Annotated in this window: 19 protein-coding genes and 4 tRNA genes; 19 read left to right on the top strand and 4 right to left on the bottom strand. The window is 35.7% G+C overall.

From position 1 onward, the window contains the following. Nucleotides 1–207: 207 nt before the first annotated feature. On the bottom strand, nucleotides 208–705 hold the full coding sequence (locus tag ACXAGS_RS14170) for a hypothetical protein (protein ID WP_474907668.1): 498 nt from the start codon (nucleotides 703–705) through the stop codon (nucleotides 208–210). Nucleotides 706–1,068: 363 nt separating this feature from the next. Between ACXAGS_RS14170 and ACXAGS_RS14165 the strand changes: the two genes are divergently transcribed. After that, nucleotides 1,069–4,221 carry a SusC/RagA family TonB-linked outer membrane protein gene (locus tag ACXAGS_RS14165; protein ID WP_474907666.1) on the top strand — a complete coding sequence of 1,051 codons (3,153 nt, stop codon included), beginning with the start codon at nucleotides 1,069–1,071 and terminating at the stop codon, nucleotides 4,219–4,221. A 10-nt stretch (nucleotides 4,222–4,231) separates the two neighbouring features. Next, nucleotides 4,232–5,683 (top strand): SusD/RagB family nutrient-binding outer membrane lipoprotein, encoded by a 1,452-nt coding sequence (locus tag ACXAGS_RS14160; protein ID WP_474907664.1) that lies wholly within the window; start codon nucleotides 4,232–4,234, stop codon nucleotides 5,681–5,683. Nucleotides 5,684–5,799: 116 nt separating this feature from the next. On the opposite strand, the gene ACXAGS_RS14155 is transcribed toward ACXAGS_RS14160, so the two are convergent. Genes ACXAGS_RS14155 through ACXAGS_RS14145 form a run of 3 tightly spaced genes read right to left on the bottom strand, consistent with a single transcriptional unit; the run spans nucleotide 5,800 to nucleotide 7,477 of the window. Beyond that, nucleotides 5,800–6,369, bottom strand: a complete 570-nt coding sequence (locus ACXAGS_RS14155) for a YceI family protein (RefSeq protein ID WP_474907662.1) — start codon at nucleotides 6,367–6,369, stop codon at nucleotides 5,800–5,802. Between the two features lie 27 nt (nucleotides 6,370–6,396). Further along, nucleotides 6,397–7,029, bottom strand: a complete 633-nt coding sequence (locus ACXAGS_RS14150; protein ID WP_474907660.1) for an NAD(P)H-dependent oxidoreductase — start codon at nucleotides 7,027–7,029, stop codon at nucleotides 6,397–6,399. Nucleotide 7,030: 1 nt separating this feature from the next. After that, nucleotides 7,031–7,477 (bottom strand): MarR family winged helix-turn-helix transcriptional regulator, encoded by a 447-nt coding sequence (locus ACXAGS_RS14145; RefSeq protein WP_474907659.1) that lies wholly within the window; start codon nucleotides 7,475–7,477, stop codon nucleotides 7,031–7,033. A 133-nt stretch (nucleotides 7,478–7,610) separates the two neighbouring features. Between ACXAGS_RS14145 and ACXAGS_RS14140 the strand changes: the two genes are divergently transcribed. The 17 genes from ACXAGS_RS14140 (at nucleotide 7,611) to tuf (ending at nucleotide 19,361) form a co-directional block, all read left to right on the top strand. Next, a complete protein-coding gene (locus ACXAGS_RS14140; RefSeq protein ID WP_474907657.1) occupies nucleotides 7,611–8,135 on the top strand; it encodes a TlpA disulfide reductase family protein in 525 nt (174 codons plus the stop codon). 17 nt (nucleotides 8,136–8,152) lie between these two features. Then, nucleotides 8,153–8,770: a thioredoxin family protein gene (locus ACXAGS_RS14135; protein WP_474907656.1), complete on the top strand. Its 618-nt coding sequence runs from the start codon at nucleotides 8,153–8,155 to the stop codon at nucleotides 8,768–8,770. A gap of 57 nt (nucleotides 8,771–8,827) precedes the next feature. After that, nucleotides 8,828–9,139, top strand: a complete 312-nt coding sequence (locus tag ACXAGS_RS14130; protein ID WP_474907654.1) for a rhodanese-like domain-containing protein — start codon at nucleotides 8,828–8,830, stop codon at nucleotides 9,137–9,139. 51 nt (nucleotides 9,140–9,190) lie between these two features. After that, the gene (locus tag ACXAGS_RS14125; RefSeq protein WP_474907652.1) at nucleotides 9,191–10,471 is read left to right on the top strand and encodes a DUF2851 family protein; all 1,281 of its coding nucleotides are present in this window, start codon (nucleotides 9,191–9,193) and stop codon (nucleotides 10,469–10,471) included. 8 nt (nucleotides 10,472–10,479) lie between these two features. Further along, nucleotides 10,480–10,707, top strand: coding sequence for a PspC domain-containing protein (locus tag ACXAGS_RS14120; RefSeq protein ID WP_010519823.1), 228 nt, complete (start codon nucleotides 10,480–10,482; stop codon nucleotides 10,705–10,707). A 2-nt stretch (nucleotides 10,708–10,709) separates the two neighbouring features. Further along, nucleotides 10,710–11,720, top strand: a complete 1,011-nt coding sequence (locus ACXAGS_RS14115) for a potassium channel family protein (RefSeq protein WP_474907651.1) — start codon at nucleotides 10,710–10,712, stop codon at nucleotides 11,718–11,720. 96 nt (nucleotides 11,721–11,816) lie between these two features. After that, entirely contained in the window at nucleotides 11,817–13,886 is a 2,070-nt protein-coding gene (locus ACXAGS_RS14110; protein WP_474907649.1) for an amino acid carrier protein, read from the top strand. Between the two features lie 122 nt (nucleotides 13,887–14,008). Further along, complete coding sequence (locus tag ACXAGS_RS14105; RefSeq protein WP_474907648.1) at nucleotides 14,009–14,773, top strand: ComEA family DNA-binding protein; 765 nt, start codon at nucleotides 14,009–14,011, stop codon at nucleotides 14,771–14,773. 10 nt (nucleotides 14,774–14,783) lie between these two features. Next, nucleotides 14,784–15,953 carry an acyl-CoA dehydrogenase family protein gene (locus ACXAGS_RS14100; protein WP_474907647.1) on the top strand — a complete coding sequence of 390 codons (1,170 nt, stop codon included), beginning with the start codon at nucleotides 14,784–14,786 and terminating at the stop codon, nucleotides 15,951–15,953. Nucleotides 15,954–16,045: 92 nt separating this feature from the next. Next, nucleotides 16,046–16,240 carry a 30S ribosomal protein S21 gene (gene rpsU / locus ACXAGS_RS14095; RefSeq protein WP_010519818.1) on the top strand — a complete coding sequence of 65 codons (195 nt, stop codon included), beginning with the start codon at nucleotides 16,046–16,048 and terminating at the stop codon, nucleotides 16,238–16,240. Between the two features lie 75 nt (nucleotides 16,241–16,315). Further along, nucleotides 16,316–17,203 (top strand): tyrosine-type recombinase/integrase, encoded by an 888-nt coding sequence (locus tag ACXAGS_RS14090; protein WP_474907645.1) that lies wholly within the window; start codon nucleotides 16,316–16,318, stop codon nucleotides 17,201–17,203. A 43-nt stretch (nucleotides 17,204–17,246) separates the two neighbouring features. Then, nucleotides 17,247–17,549 (top strand): ribosome hibernation-promoting factor, HPF/YfiA family, encoded by a 303-nt coding sequence (gene hpf, locus ACXAGS_RS14085; RefSeq protein WP_010519816.1) that lies wholly within the window; start codon nucleotides 17,247–17,249, stop codon nucleotides 17,547–17,549. A gap of 103 nt (nucleotides 17,550–17,652) precedes the next feature. Beyond that, nucleotides 17,653–17,726: transfer RNA gene (locus ACXAGS_RS14080), tRNA-Thr, on the top strand. 27 nt (nucleotides 17,727–17,753) lie between these two features. Beyond that, nucleotides 17,754–17,835: transfer RNA gene (locus ACXAGS_RS14075), tRNA-Tyr, on the top strand. Nucleotides 17,836–17,905: 70 nt separating this feature from the next. Further along, nucleotides 17,906–17,978: transfer RNA gene (locus ACXAGS_RS14070), tRNA-Gly, on the top strand. 76 nt (nucleotides 17,979–18,054) lie between these two features. Then, a tRNA-Thr gene (locus ACXAGS_RS14065) sits at nucleotides 18,055–18,126 on the top strand. A gap of 47 nt (nucleotides 18,127–18,173) precedes the next feature. Further along, the gene (gene tuf / locus ACXAGS_RS14060; protein WP_010519815.1) at nucleotides 18,174–19,361 is read left to right on the top strand and encodes an elongation factor Tu; all 1,188 of its coding nucleotides are present in this window, start codon (nucleotides 18,174–18,176) and stop codon (nucleotides 19,359–19,361) included. The last annotated feature ends 16 nt before the right edge of the window (nucleotides 19,362–19,377 follow it).

Below are 19,377 nucleotides of genomic sequence, written 5' to 3'. Positions count from 1 at the left end.
TTATAGGGTTCTTTGCGGTATGCTGTTAAAATTTTAGTTGTGATATAAAATGGAAAAAGGCTTGTCGTGATGACAAGCCTTTTTCTAATATTGTTATAGGTAGGACTAGCTCACGACGTTGTTCGTAAGTTACTCCACCACCAATTATTTTTTGTAAACATTTTCATTGCCGTAAATATAGGAATGAAAATTTAATTGACCAATAAATTAATTTATGGAACGCAATTGAAAGTTATCTTCTATTGCATTTATTGATTCGTTATGGTTAGGTTTTTCTAGAAATACAAGTATGTCTGCATTGTTCTGCCAATCCTCGTCTCTAGATAAAGTCACTTCAACTTTTCTAATAGATTGTATTTCTTCAAAATTTAAATTTATCATGGCATCTTGTAAATACCAATGGTACTCAATATTACCATTGTCATCAAAAATGGCAAATGCTTTTTTTATACTAGTAGAACGCGAAATATTTAAACTTAAATATTCTTCAATTTGTGCTTGTATCTCCATTTCTTCCCTAACGCTTTCTAGTTTAAAGGGAGAAAATTTTGAGGATACCGTGAACTTTAAATGCCAGGGATAGTTTTGTCTTAAAGAAGCTTCTAATGTATCTTCATAGGTGGCAAAGAAAACTGGGGCTTTCTCTTCTTTTAAATTTTGATTGATTTGATGATAGTCTTGTGCTAAATTATTGTTTTGGAGCATGATTTTCTATTTTGTTTAGCCCAAATATGCAACGTGATAATCTGTTTCTAAATGGTTTTAAGTTTAATGTAAGTTCACTTTAGGTAAAATTGTAATATCTGTAGGTGAGTTGTTTCTATGGAATTTAGGATATGATAGTTGATAAGGTTCGCATTTTTTTTTAATTATCTGTTTTTTATGAATTGCTGGTTATTTTCTTATTAACAAATTAGGTGTAGTGATTTTATTGAAATCATAATATATACGCGGTGTATATGTCTTTTTGTAAATTTTAACATAAAATAATCAATAAAATTCCTTTTTGTTTGCAAATAATTAATCAAAAATTAAGATTTGCTAAGACTAATTCAAAAATAACAACTTATGAAAACAAAATCGCTCACGCTTCTGTTGGCGTTTTTTTTGTGTGTTTTACACGCACAAGAAAAAACAATTACCGGTCTGGTAACGGATGGTTCCGGACTTCCTCTCCCAGGGGTAAATATTATGGTAGAAGGAACAACTATCGGTACTCAAACTGATTTTGATGGTAACTATTCCATTTCTGCAGGGGAGGGAAACACGTTGGTTTTTACCTATTTAGGCTTTAAAAAACAATCAATTACTGTGGCAAATTTGACCACAATTAATGTACAATTATTAGAGGACGCACAGGCATTGGCAGAGGTTGTGGTAACTGGTCAAGGAATACAAAGAGAAAAAAAGGCTTTAGGTTTTTCACAACAATCTGTAGGAGGGGAAAAATTGGTTCAAGCACGGGAAACCGATGTTGCCAATGCACTAGCAGGTAAAATTTCAGGTGTACAAATAATAGGTAACAGTAGCTCTACTTTTGGAGAGTCTCAGATAAGACTAAGGGGTAATGATAATTTACTCTATGTGGTAGATGGCGTTCGTATTTATACTCCTAGTGATATTAATACGGATAATGTGGCAGACATCTCTGTACTAAAAGGAGCATCTGCAACAGCAGTTTATGGTCCAGAAGGAAGAAATGGTGTTGTGATAATTACAAGTAAGACAGGTACCTCAGGAATTTCTCAATTTGAAATTGATCATTCCATGTCTGTAAGTTCTGTGACTACTTTACCAGATTATCAAAATGAATATGGAGGTGGGTATAGTCAAGAATTTAATGTTTTTAGTTATGATCCAGCAATCGATCCTGTTGAATGGGCCGAATTTGATGGTGATTTGTATCCTGATTTTTGGGCCGATGAAAGCTGGGGGCCTAGACTAGATGGTCAAATGGTTAGGCATTGGGATAGCTGGATAACAGGAACCGAAGAATTTGGGAAAACAAGGGCATGGGAAAAATCTCCAAACGATGTTAAAAGTTTTTATGAAGCAGCATTGACAACGAATACAACCTTGGCTTTCTCAAAGGCTGGAGAAAATTATAATATTAGAACTACAGCGTCATATGTTAATCAAAATGGTGTTGTCCCCAATTCCCATAGTAAGTATGCTAAAGTGGCAATCAACGCATCTTATAACCCTACAGAAAAACTAAAGTTCATAGCCAATGTAAACATTGAAGATAGAGATAGATTAAATACTCCTGATCAAGGGTATGGAAATTTAGGGTCCAATTTTAATCAGTGGTGGCAACGACAATTAGATTTTAATAGGTTACAAGAATATGTAAGAAATGGACAAACGGTTTCTTGGAATATGAGAGGGCCAAGGGACACTAGACCGCTTTATTGGGATATGCCGTACTTTCAATCTTATGAAAACGATTTAAACCAGTATAAAAATTCATATTTTGGGAAGTTAGGAATCGTCTATGATATTACAGAATATTTAGATTTTCAATTTGATATTAGAAAAACCTTTCATTCCTATATGACGGATGATCGTAGAACTACTATAAGTACATTGGATACGGGTTATTATTACGAGTCTCAGGTAAGAAATGAACGTACCGATTTTTTTGGAATGCTTAATTTTAAAAAGAGATTTTTAAATGATGATCTTGATGTGGCCATATCGATTGGAGCAGAGGATGTAGCAATAGGTTATCGTGTGCTTTATGCGAACACAAATGGAGATTTAACTATACCCGATTTTTACAACCTTGCCGGTTCACAGGATCCGGTAACAGCGGTTAATTCTGCTTCAAATACGCAAACCAATGGTTTGTTTACAACGGCCTCTGTAGGTTATAAGAGTACAATTTATCTTGATGGATCGTATAGATACGATTGGTCTTCCACTGCTAGAGCAGATGAAAATAGAGTAACTACATATGGGGGTTCATTGAGTTTTTTGGCACATAATATTCTGCCAAAAAATGATGTGCTAACATTTGCTAAGTTCAGAGCTGGTTATGCAAAAGCCCCATTCTTTCCTAATCCTTATTTAACTCAAAACGTATATTCTGTTGGTTCATTATATCAAGGTAACGGTAGACTTTCGGTTTCTTCCGTTCAAGAAAATCCAAATTTAACAGGTGGAACAAGAGAAGAATTGGAATTTGGGACGGAACTTCAATTTTTTAAAAATAGATTGTCTCTGGATTTAACTTATTTTGACAGAATAGATAAAGATTTGCCCATTAATGTTCCATTAGATGGTGCTACTGGTTATTCTAACATAACAGTAAATAGTGGAAAGCAATCTTCCAATGGTTTCGAACTAGGTTTAACTGGGGATGTATTTGCTGGTGAAGACTTCAATTGGGAATTAGGCGTGAATTTTGCAACTTTAAAAAGAGTTGTAGACGAATTATATCCTGGAATTGATGCAAGGGATTTAAGTACTTACACCGCTAATATGAGGCTTCAAGAACGTGTAGGAGAAGAATGGGGCCTTCTATACGGAACAGGTTTTGCAACGGACCAAAATGGAAATATAATATTTTCTGAAAACGATGGTAATTACTATTACAGTATTCAACAGAATAAGTTTTTAGGTTCTCTTTTGCCAGATTTCACTGGGGGTCTAACTTCAAATATGAGTTATAAAAATATATCATTAGCTCTTGGATTTGATTTTCAAAAGGGAGGTCGCTATTATTCAAGAACTGAACGTTATTTTGATCATTCTGGTCTGTCTACTAAAACAGCTGGTTTAAATGATAGAGGTTTTTCAAAAAGAGACCCAATTGATGATGGAGGAGGAGTTCATATTACAGGTGTTCTACAAACTGGAGTTGATGATCAAGGAAATCCAATTTCAGATGGTACTGTTGTAGATACCTATGTTGACCCTCAAGTTTTATACAACCTTGGAAATCTAGGTAATATTTATGAAAACAACCTTCACGACGCATCATACATCAAATTGAGAACAGTAAGGTTGGGATATAATTTTGATAAAAACCTAGTTGAAAAATTGAGTTTGAGTAGTGCTTCTTTAAGCGTATTTGCTAATAACGTTTGGTTAATATCATCAGATTTACCTTGGGTAGATCCTTCAGAGATAGAGAAAAGAGGAGGTTACAATTGGGCAGAAGCCGGGCAATTACCCATGACACGTACTATTGGTATGAATCTTAAACTAACTTTTTAAATAAACAGAAATGAAAACAAGACATACACCTATATACATAATTTTATCACTGATCATGCTTGTTTCCGCATGTGATACTGTAGATTATGGTGATACAAATGACAATCCTAATGGCCCCACTGCCGCGGTTACATCACAATTGCTTACGAGTGCTATGGTTAGTTTCTCTTCAATTTTAACGGATATTACACCGGTCTTGTACATGCAACATGTTACAGAAGGTCAGTATCCAGGTAATTCAAGATACGCTACATTAAACTTTAGTTATGATGCATGGTATACTGGACCAATGCAAAACTTAAACGAGATTATTAGGCTAAATAGTGATGAAACTACTTCTTCAGAAGCTTTAGCTTATGGGGATAATAACAATCAAATTGCCGTGGCCAAATTGATTAGGGCATTCTATGTTCATAACATGACAGACAAATGGGGAGCACTACCTTGGTCAGAAGCATTTTTAGGAATTGAAAGTCCTCAACCAAAATTCGATACACAAGAAAGTATCTACAATTATGCCTTTGATGAAATTGAAGAAGCTTTATCATTAATTAATTTAGGGGCAAGTGGACCAACTGGAGATTTTCTTTTTGATGGGGATATGTTAAAATGGCAAGCATTTGCAAATAACCTTAAAATGACCATGGCTCTTAGAATTTCAATGGTAAATCCTAGTTTGGCAAAAATAAAATTTGAAGAAGCAGTTTCTTCTGGTCTTTTGATTACTTCTAATGAAGATAATTTAGAGTATACATATGGTACCGATGATGCTAGCGATAATCCATGGAATGATAGATTTAAAACTAGGGAAGATTACATTTTATCTAGAACAATGGTAGAAAGTCTTAGGTCAGAACAAGATCCCAGATTGTTCGAGTATGCAGAAGTTGCAAGAGATAGTGTATCTACACTCACTAATTTTCCTGGTGAGCTTGATTTAGGTTATGTCGGCGCTCCACATGGTGCTGTTAATGGCAATGTACCTAGTTATTCTTTTATTAAAAATGAAATTATTTATACACCTGATTTTCCTACTCCTATATACACTTCTGCACAGGTAAAATTTGCGTTGGCCGAGGCTGCTTTGAACGGTTGGTCCGTAGGAGGTAAAACTGCTTCTGAGTTTTACGAAGAAGGAATTGCTGACTCTATGGAATATTGGGGCGTTCCAGAAGATGATATTACAAATTATTTAGGTTCACATCCTTTTACAAATATAGAGGACATTGCTTATGAAAAATGGGTCGCTTTATACTTAAATGGTCATGAAGCTTGGGCAGAATGGCGACGATTGGATGCGCCTAATTTAGAGCCATCATCATTTGCAAGTGACCCAAGAATACCAGTAAGGTATGCGTACGATGCATCTATAGCTGATAATAACAAAGCAAATTATGATGCCATGATTAATTTTCAAGGTCCAGATAATCTTCACACCAAACTTTGGTGGGATGTTAATTAATTTTCATTTAAATTGATTAGTTTGAGAAGGAGCACTATAACCATAGTGCTCTTTTGAACTTAAAAAGCCCACTCGTTTTAGAGTGGGCTTTTTTTAAAATAAATAGATTGAAATTTTTAGAATTCCAAATCAACAACTAAGTCAAATTCGTCATAAATGGTTTTATCACCTAGGTTGTCAAAAAAGCTTCCAGAACCATAACGAATATCGTAAGCGGCTCTATCCACCTTTAAAGATGCGGTAGCTTTACTTCCATAAACAGACATTTCAAAGGTTACTGGTTTTGTAGTTCCTTTAATGGTTAAATCACCAGTAACTTCGTAAGAATTTTTTCCTGTTGCCTTTACATCGGTAATTTTTAATATGGACGTTTTGTGCTCTTCTACGCCAAAGAAATCTGCAGAGTTTAGGTGGCCGTCTAATTTTCCTTTCATGTCGCCAGAAAGGTCTGTAGTATTAATGGTGGTCATATCTACTACAAACATACCTCCGGTTAATTTATCTCCCTCAAAATCTAAGTATCCTTCTTTAAGAGAAATTGTTCCTTCGTGAGAGCCCGTTACTTTATAGCCTTTCCAAGTTACTTTACTTTTTTCTACATCTACTGTTTTTTTCTCGTCTATTGGATTAGCGGAAACTACACCAAAAACAAGAGCAAGTGCTAAGCTAAATAATTTAGTTTTCATGATTTTTAAAATTTAAAGTGTTTAGATTTATATAAATGTGAATAATTCTTCTTTTGATTTACGCACCTTTGCGTAGTGTTGGGTTTGGTCTTCTTCTGAGCGGTAACCAATAGGTAATGCTACGGCAGCGTTTAACCCTTTTTCGGTTAATCCTAATATTTCATTGTAGGCTTCACTTTCAAAACCTTCCATGGGGCAGCTATCTACCTCTAATGCAGCACAAACATCCATGGCGTTACCCAAAGCAATATAGACCTGTTTTGCAGTCCATATATTTTTAACCTCTTGTGATAACTCGGTTATTTTAGATTTCATAAAATCACCATAACCAGACAAGGCTTCTTTTGGTAAATTTCTGGTGTTGCCAACATTCTCTAGGTACGCATCAATGTAAGTATTGTCTACATCTGTTTTATTGGCGAAAACCAATAGGTGAGAAGCGTCTACAATTTGTGTTTGGCCCCATGACACGGGTTGTAACTTTTCTCTAATTGCCTTATCCGTAATTACAAATACTTCATAAGGTTGTAGCCCGTAAGAAGACGCACTTAATTGTATTGCTTCTAATATTTTATCTAAGTCTTCTTGAGAAACTTTTTTCGTATTGTCAAATTTCTTTACTGCGTAGCGCCACTTTAAAGGCGATAGTATATCACTCATCTTAAAATTTATCTAATAGTTGATTCAACTTTATTAATTCTTCGTCTGTTATGTTTGCGGTCAATTCATTTTCTGCCCGTAACATTGCGGCATCCATTTTTTCAAGGGCTTCAATTCCCTTAGCCGTAATAGAAATTTCTACCTTTCTTCTATTTTCCGGGCACACTTTACGTTCAACATATGCTTTGGCAATTAATTTATCTACTAATCTAGTGGTATTACTCATTTTACTAACCATGCGTTCACTTATGGTAGATAAGTTAGCAGGTTTGCCATTTTGTCCTCTTAAAATGCGTAGAACATTAAACTGCTGTGTAGAAACATCAAATGGCTTTAAAACCGTAGTTATTTTTTCAGAAACACTATTTACAATTAATTGCATGTGTATTAAAGTTCGTGGTCTTAACGGTATCTTCTTCCTTGTTTTTATAATCTGCTCTACATTCATGTCTCTACAACAATTGTATATACAAATGTATATTTATTTTGAATGTAGAAGCTAATGGCAAGGCTAATATTTTGTTAAACATTTATAGTCACTCTAAGACTAACCTTAATTTTAAAATTGAAATACCTTGAATATGAGAATATTGTTGACTCTTATGGTGATATTATTTGTAGTATCCTGTAAACAAGAAAAAAAACAATTAACAACGACTAATGCAGATGAACAAGTAAAAGAGGAAGAATTTAAAGCCTTTCCCGTTTATGATTTTAAGGGTCTAAAACCACTTTTGAACAAAGAAAGCGATACCATTTATATTGTAAATTTTTGGGCTACCTGGTGTAAACCTTGCATAGCAGAACTACCAGATTTTGAAAAGACCTATGCCGAAAGAAAAGAGCAAAAAGTAGAATTGCTATTAGTAAGTTTAGATATGCCTAATCTATGGGAAAAAAGATTAGTGCCATTTGTAGAAGAGAAAAAATTAAAAGGTAAAGTTGTAATTTTAGATGACCCTAAGATGAATGATTGGATACCACAAGTTGATGAAAATTGGGGTGGTGGTATTCCGGCTACATTAATTTACAATAAAAACAAACGATTGTTTTTTGAAGAAGGACTTTCTTATGAAAAGCTTAACGAAGCATTAAATACTTTCTAAAAATAAAAATTGGAACTATGAAAACACGTTTAACTTTAAAGGCAATTGGCATTCTTGGTTGCTTCCTTATGTTATTTGCAAGTACGGTTTCTGCACAAGAAGGCCTTGCAATAGGGGATATGGCCCCTGATTTTAAACTAAAGAATATTGATGGTAACTTAGTATCCTTGGCAGACTATACAAACGCAAAGGGATATTTAGTTGTTTTTACCTGTAATACCTGCCCCTACGCACAAGCCTATGAAGAACGAATTAAAAAATTGCATGCTAAATACGAGCCACAAAATGTGCCTGTAATTGCTATAAATCCTAATAACCCTAAAGTTAAGGCCGGAGATAGTTTTGATGCTATGCAAAATAGGGCAAAGGATAAAGGGTTTGAATTTCCGTATCTAGTGGACGAGGGACAAAAAGTATACCCTAAATATGGAGCTACTAGAACACCTCATGTGTATTTATTGAAAAAGACAGATAATGGAAACAAGGTTGCTTATATAGGTGCTATTGATGATAATTATCAGGACGAATCACAGGTAGAGGATCGTTTTGTTGAAGATGCAGTGGATACTATGCTTAAGGGAACAGAAATTAAAGTTACCACTACCAAAGCCATAGGTTGCTCTATTAAGGCATAATAAATCTAATTGTTATAGGCGTATTGCTTAAGTTTGTGAAGCTTTAAAAAAATAAATATGGCAAATTTATCTCAAGAAGAATGGGCAGAAAAATTGAAAAATGATTCCAATTCTTTTTTACTAGATGTTAGGACACCAGAAGAAGTAGAAGATGGTTTTATACCGGGAGCAACCAATATAGATATTTACTTAGGTCCAGAATTTTTGACTGAAATTGAAAAACTAGATAAAAGTAAAAACTATTATGTTTATTGCCGTTCTGGGGCTAGAAGTGGCCAAGCTTGTGCAATAATGAATAATGCCGGTTTTGAAACCACCTATAATCTAGAAGGCGGTTTTATGAACTGGGAAGGAGAAGTTGCAGAATAACTCTCTATTGATAATTTGTTGCTTTTTTAGAATATTTTCTAAATTAGTTCCATGCGAGAGGATTTTCTCCATTACGTTTGGAAAAATTATAAGTTAAAGGGTAAAACCTTAAGTACACACCAGGGCGAGCTAATTGAAGTACTTCATTTGGGTACACATAACAAATTAGCTGGCCCTGATTTTTTTAATGTTAAACTAAGAATAGGTGGCCAGCTTTGGGCCGGTAATGTAGAAATACACATAAAATCTTCAGATTGGTATTTACATAGTCACGAAAATGATGTTAACTATGATAATGTTATACTTCACGTGGTTTGGGAACATAATGTAGAAGTCTATAGAAAGGATGGTAGTATAATTCCTGTTTTGGAAGTCGCAGATTTGGTACCGTTATCTTTACAGAAGTATTATAATGATTTGGTTTATACATCAATTGGAAAGTTTATCAATTGTGAAAATGATATCTCGCAAATAGATGATTTTCTATGGGAAAATTGGTTAGAGCGTTTGTATATAAGTCGCCTTGAAAAAAAACACCTAGAAATAGCTAACTTATTAAAAGCCAATCAAAACAATTGGGAAAAAGTGTTATTCATAATGCTTATGAAAAATTTTGGTCTCAACATAAACGGACCTAAGTTTTATCAGTTTGCAAAAGGAGTACCGTTTTCCGTAGTTAGAAAGGTATCTAATCACCCATTACAATTAGAAGCCTTATTGTTTGGAGGATTGGGTTTGTTGGCTGGTGATTCAAAAGACGATTACCAGAGAAGTTTATTACAGGAATATAAATTTCTAAAACAAAAGTTTAACCTAGAGATTGAAACAGGGCAAAAAGTAGATTTCTTTGGTTTACGGCCCATGAATTTCCCTACTATAAGACTAGCACAAATAACTGCTTTGTATTGCACACATCAGAATTTATTTTCAGTTTTAATGGGGTTAAGTACCATTGAAGAGTTATACCCATTATTTAAAGTAAACACAGGTGCATACTGGGATAATCATTATAGTTTTGGTAAAGAAAGTGCTTACAAGAAAAAAACTGTTTCCAATTCGTTCATAGCCCTTTTAGTAATCAATTCCCTAATTCCGCTTAAATTTTCATACCAAAAAAGTAAGGGTAACCTAGATGTAGAAAAGCTATTGCAATGGGTTATGGAACTTCCAGAAGAGAAGAATACTATAACAAAAGGATTTAAGGCAATAGGTAAACAGGTAAAAAACGCCATGCAAAGCCAAGGTGTTTTAGAACTAAAGAAAAATTACTGCGACAAAAATCAATGCCTACAATGTACTATAGGTGGTAAGCTATTGAATAGAATTAAGTAATTTTGGGTATGGATTGGTTCTATAACCTTTTATATTACTTTCAAAAGCGTGGCTTTGAAGTTTGCGAACGAATCGCAGAACGTATTGGTATACGGGCAAGAGTAGTGCGTACTACTTTTATTTATTTAACCTTTGTAACCTTAGGTTTTGGCTTTGCATTATACCTTTTTATAGCTTTTTGGTTAAAAATAAAGGATTTAGTGTATACAAAAAGAACCTCTGTATTTGATTTATAAGAATGGAAAGGATATTTAAATCCCGTTTGGCAATAGCACTTTCGCTTATGTTTTCCATTTTTGTAATTGGGGTTTTTGGGTACCGTATGTTGGCCAATTATTCTTGGATAGAGGCTGTTTATATGACTATCATAACGGTTACCACCGTTGGCTTTTCTGAAGTTAGACCGCTAGACGCCAACGCTAAAGTATTTACCGTTTTTTTAATCGTTACCAGTGTATTTATTTTTGGTTTTGCCATATCCGTAGTTTCTGAATATATTTTAAGTAGAAATTCCCTTCAACTACTAAAGAAAAAGCGCGTGAAAAATAAAATTGATAGCTTGGAAAACCACGTAATCGTTTGCGGTTACGGCCGTAATGGACAGCAAGCAGCAGAACGGTTACAAGCATATAAGAAACCATTTGTAGTTATTGAAAAAGAAAAAAGCATTATAGAGGCTAACGAAGATGAGGTGCTTTTTGTTGAAGGAGATGTAAATGATGATGAGATTTTATTGGCAGCGGGCATACAAAAAGCACAGTATTTAGTAGCCGCCTTACCAGATGATGCTTTAAATTTGTTTGTAGTATTATCCGCAAGACAATTAAACAAAAACTTATTTATAATCAGCAGGGCTTCGTTGGTTAGTTCCGTAAAAAAATTACAATTTGCTGGTGCAGATAAAGTAATAATGCCAGATAAAATTGGAGGCGACCACATGGCCTCATTGGTTGTAATGCCAGATTTAATCACCTTTATGGATAAGCTTTCTATTGAAGGTGAAAATACTACTAATTTGGAGGAAGTAGAAATTACGGATTTTACAGACCAAATTGATTGCCAATCCATTAGGGATTTAGATTTAAGGCGCAAAACAGGATGCACCATAATTGGTTACATAGATCCACTTGGTAATTATATTATTAACCCAGAAGCAGATCAACAGTTAGAACCTAAAGGAAAGGTAATTGTTTTGGGTAGGCCCGAGCAAATACAAAAACTAAATCAAATGTTCCAAATAGGAGAGTAATCCTCAACAAAATTTGATTGACTTGTATTTTTTTAAGATATTGGCACCTTAACGATTTTTTAATCTTACAGATACCAAAAAACCAATAATCAAAATATGAAGAGAATAATTAGTGCATGTTTCATGCTGCTGGGTATAATGGCAAGTTCCCAAGACCTTACGGTAAAGCCGGGAATTTATAATCCGTCTAAACAGATTAATGATGGGGTTATAGATTTGCAAGTTTTGGGCGGAACGCCTCCATACAGTTACAAATGGAGCAACCAAAGTACACCGCTATCTTCAAAAAGAGCTACTGGTTTGGTAGAAGGAATACCTTACACTGTTGTAGTATCGGATGCCAAAGGTAATTCGGTCACTAAAGTATATAAAGTAGAAACAAGTACAATTGCCGAAGTTTTTAATGGAACCATGACACCTGCGGTACAGGCGCTTGGTTCTGTTTTGTTTTGGGATCCTTTTGCTGCAATAGGTATTTATGACCCCGTTGCCTATGCAGATAAAAAATTGGTAAGTACTCCAGGATGGTCTGCAGATGTGGAAGATAAATTTGTGCTAAAGGAATGGCTAAAGAAAGAGGGGCAAACGGTAGCTAAAGGAGATCAAATTGCCATAATTTCAAGCCAAAAGAATGGTGAGCAAACGGTAATTGCATCAGCAACCGGAACGCTTAATTACTTAGTAAAGGAAGGAAATGTAATCTATAACTCAGAAAACGCTGAGCATGTAATAGAACAAGGAGCTCACTTCTTAGCTGAAATAGTTTACGACGATCCTATTGTAATGACCCATCCAAATGGTGATCCTTTAACAAAAGGAATTCCGTTTATTGTTATTTGGTTGGTATTGGGCGCGTTGTTCTTTACAATAAGAATGGGCTTTATTAACATAAGAGGCTTTAGGCATTCAATTGATTTAGCCAAAGGTAAATATGATGACCCAGATGCTCCAGGGCAGGTAACGCATTTTCAAGCATTGGCAACTGCCGTTTCTGGTACCGTTGGTCTTGGAAACATTGCAGGTGTGGCTGTTGCGGTTTCTTTAGGAGGTGCCGGTGCTACTTTCTGGATGATTGTCTGTGGTTTGCTTGGTATGTCTTCTAAATTTGTAGAATGTACACTAGGAGTAAAATATAGAGATATTTTACCGGATGGTCGGGTTTTTGGTGGACCCATGAACTATTTAAGATATGGTCTAGAAAAAAGAAACCTTAAAGGTTTTGGTAAAGTATTGGCAGGTGTTTTTGCGGTCTTAGCAATTGGTGCCTCTTTTGGTGGTGGAAATATGTTCCAAGCCAACCAATCTTTTGAGCAATTGGCAGGGCAGTTTCCGGCTTTAGCTGGTAACGGTTTCTGGTTTGGTGTTGTTACCGCTGTACTGGTAGGTGTTGTTATTATTGGTGGTATAAATAGTATTGCAAAGGTAACGGGTCGTGTTGTGCCTGTTATGGCCTCGGTTTATATTGTTGCTGCATTGGCTGTTATCTTAATGAACATTCAAAATATTGGTCCTGCTTTTTCTGCAATAGTAGAGGGTGCTTTTAGCCCTTCCGCATTAAAAGGTGGTATTGTAGGTGTTTTAGTGGTAGGTTTCCAACGGGCGGCATTCTCTAATGAAGCCGGCGTGGGTTCTGCAGCTATTGCACACAGTACGGCAAAAACGAAGCACCCACCTTCTGAAGGTTTTGTTGCGTTGTTAGAGCCTTTTATAGATACAGTTGTGGTTTGTACCTTAACAGCTTTGGTGCTTATTTTTACCGGAATGCATGAGGTAGAAGGTCTTGCTGGGGCGCAATTAACTTCAGATGCTTTTGGTAGCCAAATCTCATGGTTCCCTTATGTGTTGGCATTGGCAGTTTTCTTATTTGCTTTTTCAACTATGATTTCATGGTCTTACTATGGTATGCGTGCCTGGACATATTTATTCGGCAAAAGCAAGAAGTCCGAAATGATTTACAAAATCTTGTTCTTGGTATTTGTAGTTATTGGGGCCTCTGTTAGCTTAGGTGCAGTATTGGATTTCTCTGATATGATGATTCTAGCGATGTCTTTCCCTAATATTATAGGATTATATATTATGTCTGGTGAAGTGAAGGCAGACTTAAATGAATATTGGAAAAAATTAAAGTCCAACCAATTGTTTAAAAAACAACGTTTGGCTAAATAATTCATTCCTAAATGAAAACTAATAAATCCCGCTTTGGACTTAATAAACAAGAACAAAGCGGGATTTTTGTTGTGTTCGTTTTACTAGCTATATATTTCACGGCTAAATTTAGCTTGAGTTATATGGATAAACGTACTGTTTCTGAGGTTCAATTAGATAGAGAAACACAATCCTATGTGGATAGCTTAATTCAGGTTAGCTCTGTTGAAAGGAGCTATCAGTTTAAACCCTTTAATCCCAATTTTATTTCAGACTATAAAGGCTATCAATTGGGCATGTCTACACCTCAAATAGATGCTCTGTTAATGTATAGGTCTGCTGGCAAATATGTTAATACCGCTAAGGAGTTTCAGAAAGTTACCGGTGTATCAGATTCATTATTACAATTAATGAAGCCTTATTTTAAGTTTCCGGATTGGGTTGCAAATGGCAAGAAGTCAAAATCAAAGGAGGTGCAACTTAAAAAGGAGCATAAAGAAAAAAATCCACTACCAATAGACATTAATAGTGCAACGGTAGCGGATTTTCAAATGATTTACGGTATTGGAGAAAAGTTGTCGGCAAGAATTGTAAAATTCAGGGATAGATTAGGTGGGTTTCTTACAGAGGAACAATTAGTGGACGTTTACGGTTTAGACGAACAAATAGCTAAAAAAGCCATGAAGGTCTTTGTGGTGAAAAATCAACCAAGTATTAAAAGAATCAATATTAACCAAGCTACTGCAGAAGAACTTAAAAGTTTGGTTTATATCAATTGGAATTTAGCAAATTCGATTGTAGCATACAGGGAATTAAACGGAGCCTTTACCTCAATACAGGATTTAGAAAAAGTAGCTGGGTTTCCTAAAGAAAAACTACACAGAATAGCCTTATATTTGTCTTTATAAAAAAGTTGCTATGAACAATATGTACTTCACTGAAGAACATAGGTTATTTAGGCAGAGCCTAAAAGATTTTCTACAAAAAGAAGTTGTGCCCCACGTTGAAAAATGGGAGGGAACTGGCCAAATAGACCGTTTTATATGGGAGAAGTTTGGTGAAATGGGATATTTTGGATTAATGACCCCAGAAGAGTATTCTGGGTTAGATTTAGATTTATTCTATACGGTTATCTTTTTAGAAGAATTACAATGCATTAATTCTGGCGGTTTTGCCGCGGCTATGTGGGCCCATGAATATTTGGCAATGACTTATTTAAATAAGCTGGCCAACCCCCAACAAAAGAAAGCTTACTTGGAGCCTAGCGTATTAGGTGATAAAATTGGTTGCTTGGGCGTTTCGGAACCTTTTGGAGGAAGTGATGTGGCAGCTATGCGAACTACGGCTGTAAAAAAAGGAGATGTTTATGTTGTTAACGGTTCAAAAACGTTTATTACTAATGGCGTTTATGGAGATTACATTGTTCTAGCAGCAAAAACGGATGCTAATGCCGGCCATAAAGGTATCAGTATGTTTATAGTGGATAGGAACGCAGAAGGAGTAACGGCAAATAAACTAAATAAATTAGGTTGGCGAGCATCGGATACGGCAGAGCTTGCATTTGATAATGTTGAGGTACCTGCAGAGAACCTTCTTGGTGATGAAGGGAGTGGATTTGTATATATAATGGAGGCTTTTGCCTTGGAGCGTTTAGTAATGGGGGTAAACGCACACGCTCGGGCGGAATATGCATTGGAGTATACCCAACAGTATATGTCAGAAAGGGAAGCGTTTGGTAAATCCATTAACCAGTTTCAAGCACTAAGGCATAGAATAGTGGACTTATACGCAGATATGGTGCTTTGTAAACAGTTTAATTATAGTACCATCGCTAAAATGCAACAAGGAGAATATGTGGTAAAAGAGGCTACAATATCTAAGTTGAAATCTACTAAAATGGCAGATGAGGTAATGTATAATTGCCTGCAATTTTTAGGGGGGTATGGTTACATAGAAGATTATCCTTTAGCCAGATTAAGCAGAGATAGTAGGTTGGGGCCAATTGGAGGTGGTACATCCGAAATTTTAAAGGAAATTCTGGCAAAGATTATAATTGATAAAAAGGAATATAAAAAACCGGTAAAGTAATTTTTACTAAAAATTATATTATTTCTTTTCACATTAAAAAATAATTGTACTTTTGCCATCCCAAAATACTAAAAGAAAGGAGGTTGTAGCCAATGTTAATTATACCAGTAAAAGAAGGAGAAAACATCGATAGAGCTTTAAAGCGTTTCAAGCGTAAGTTTGATAGAACCGGTGCTATGAGACAGCTAAGAAGCCGTCAACAATATACAAAGCCTTCTGTAAGGCGTAGAGCAGAAATCCAAAAAGCTCAGTACATACAAGGTCTTAGAGATAAAGAGGAATTGTAGTAGTTAAAAAACAAGGAATTAAATCCCGCCAATTGGCGGGATTTTTTTATTTTCAGTGGTATCCAATTAAATAATATGTCTGTAAGTCTTTTTTTAGACTATTTACTTTTAGAGAAGAAATATGCAAAAAATACTGTTCTTGCATATGAAGCGGATATTTCTTCTTTTCAACAGTTCTTGGTTGAAGAAGGTTTAGAACAAGTTTCTTATAACGAAATACGGGCATGGATTGTTTTTCTAATGGAAGAGGGGAACCAAGCTAGGACGGTAAATAGAAAGTTAGCTTCCTTAAAGGCATATTACGCTTTTTTGTTAAGAACTGGTGCAATAGAAATAAATCCCTTTTCAAAGCACAAAGCCATAAAGGAAGAAAAGAAAATACATATACCCTTTTCTGCAACAGAGATGGAGAATGTCTTGGATTTAATTGGTTATCCAGAAGATTTTGAAGGTGTCAGGGATCGATTGATAGTTTATCTGCTATATACAACAGGAATAAGGCGGTCCGAACTAATTAATCTAAAAATTAGCAACGTAGATTTTGTTGGGCAAAATATTAAGGTTCTTGGAAAAAGAAAAAAGGAACGCCTAATCCCTATGTTGTCGGGTTTGGCTAATCAGGCTAAACTTTATGTGGAACAGAGGAATAAATTGGAAACTATTAAGGATGGTGACTACTTTTTCCTAACAAAACGAGGGGTTAAATTATACGAAAATCTTGTTTATCGGGTTATTAATAAGTACCTTAGTAAGGTATCGCCTAAGGTAAAAAAGAGTCCGCATATGTTAAGACATACATTTGCTACGCATCTTTTGAACCAAGGGGCAGACCTTAATGCTGTGAAAGAGTTATTAGGGCATTCAAGTTTGGCTGCAACACAAGTTTATACGCACAATAGTATTGCGGAGCTTAAAAAAGCGCACAAACTTGCCCACCCAAGAAACAAGAAAAAAAATTCTTGATTGTTTAACCGTCTGTTTCCAAGCAGACCTAAATCTTTAATTTATGAAGGTGAACTCACAATCCGTTAATTTCGATGCAGATCAAAAATTGTTAAATTTTGTACAAGGCAGAATGGATAAATTAGAATTGTTTTACGATAAAGTGATCAGTTCAGATGTTTATTTGAAGGTTCAAAATACCAGTTCAAAAGAGAACAAGATTGTGGAAATTAAAGTGCAAATTCCAAGAGATCAATTGATTGTAAAAAAGCAATGTAAATCTTTTGAGGAAGCAGTAGATAGTGCATGTAGTTCATTGGAAAGATTGTTGGTAAAAAAGAAGGAAAAATTACGAGCACACGCTTAGATAAAATTTTTTGCAAAAAGTTTTGAATAAATAAAAATATGTCTACATTTGCAGTCCGTTAGAAATAGCGGGCTTTTTTTGTGAGAAAAAAGGCGGTTAAAAGGCCGATATAGCTCAGCTGGCTAGAGCAGCTGATTTGTAATCAGCAGGTCGTGGGTTCGAGTCCCTCTATCGGCTCTGAAATACTGAAAAAAAACACAAGGCGGGGAGATACTCAAGCGGCCAACGAGGGCAGACTGTAAATCTGCTGACTATGTCTTCGCAGGTTCGAATCCTGCTCTCCCCACTAAAGCCTTTTGTGAAGTTGTTTTTGTATAATTTCCAAAAGGTAATATTGAAATTTTGAAATAAAAATTGCGGGAGTAGCTCAGTTGGTAGAGCGTCAGCCTTCCAAGCTGAATGTCGCCGGTTCGAACCCGGTCTCCCGCTCTAAGTCAAACCCGAAATTCGGGTTACTCTTCCGTTATGGGAGGCTATTTAAAAAGTAGTTGTTTCAACACTTTACGCCGGTGTAGCTCAGGGGTAGAGCGTTTCCTTGGTAAGGAAGAGGTCACGGGTTCAATTCCCGTCATTGGCTCAAACGATTTTGACACTAATATAAACTAAGATTAAAAATCATTTAAAATGGCTAAGGAAACTTTTGATCGTTCCAAACCACACCTTAATATAGGTACTATTGGACACGTAGACCACGGTAAAACAACTTTAACTGCTGCTATTACAACTGTATTGGCTAACGCAGGTCTTTCTGAGCTTAGAAGCTTTGATTCTATTGATAACGCTCCTGAGGAGAAAGAAAGAGGTATTACTATTAATACGTCTCACGTAGAGTATCAAACAGCTAACCGTCACTACGCTCATGTTGACTGTCCTGGTCACGCGGATTACGTAAAGAACATGGTTACTGGTGCTGCTCAGATGGATGGTGCTATTTTGGTTGTTGCTGCAACTGATGGTCCTATGCCTCAAACTCGTGAGCACATTTTATTAGGTCGTCAGGTAGGTATTCCTAGAATCGTTGTTTTCTTGAACAAAGTTGACATGGTTGACGATGAGGAGTTGTTGGAGTTGGTTGAAATGGAAGTTAGAGAATTACTTTCTTTCTATGAGTATGATGGAGATAATGGTCCTGTTATTGCTGGTTCAGCTTTAGGTGCTCTTAATGGTGAGCAAAAATGGGTTGACACTGTAATGAGCTTAATGGAAGCTGTGGATGAGTGGATTGAGCTTCCTGCTAGAGATGTAGATAAGGATTTCTTGATGCCAATCGAAGATGTATTTACAATTACAGGTCGTGGTACTGTTGCAACAGGACGTATCGAAACTGGTGTTGCTAATACAGGTGATCCTGTAGATATCATTGGTATGGGTGCAGAGAAGTTGTCTTCTACTATTACTGGTGTTGAGATGTTCCGTAAAATTTTGGATAGAGGTGAAGCTGGTGATAACGTAGGTCTTTTGTTAAGAGGTATTGAAAAATCTGATATCAAAAGAGGAATGGTTATTTGTAAGCCAGGTTCTGTTAAGCCGCATGCTAAATTCAAGGCAGAGGTTTATATCTTGAAGAAAGAAGAAGGTGGTCGTCACACTCCTTTCCATAACAATTACCGTCCTCAGTTCTATGTAAGAACAACTGACGTAACTGGTAATATCAACCTTCCTGATGGAGTAGAAATGGTAATGCCAGGTGATAACTTGACTATTACAGTTGATTTAATTCAGCCAATCGCATTGAGCGTAGGTCTACGTTTCGCTATCCGTGAAGGTGGTAGAACTGTAGGTGCCGGACAGGTTACTGAAATTTTAGATTAATTATTTTATATAAATA

This window comes from Croceivirga sp. ABH4_376 (assembly GCF_056160685.1).
The sequence above is the reverse complement of the archived record's forward strand: the minus strand, read 5'-3'. Positions and strand labels throughout refer to the sequence as shown.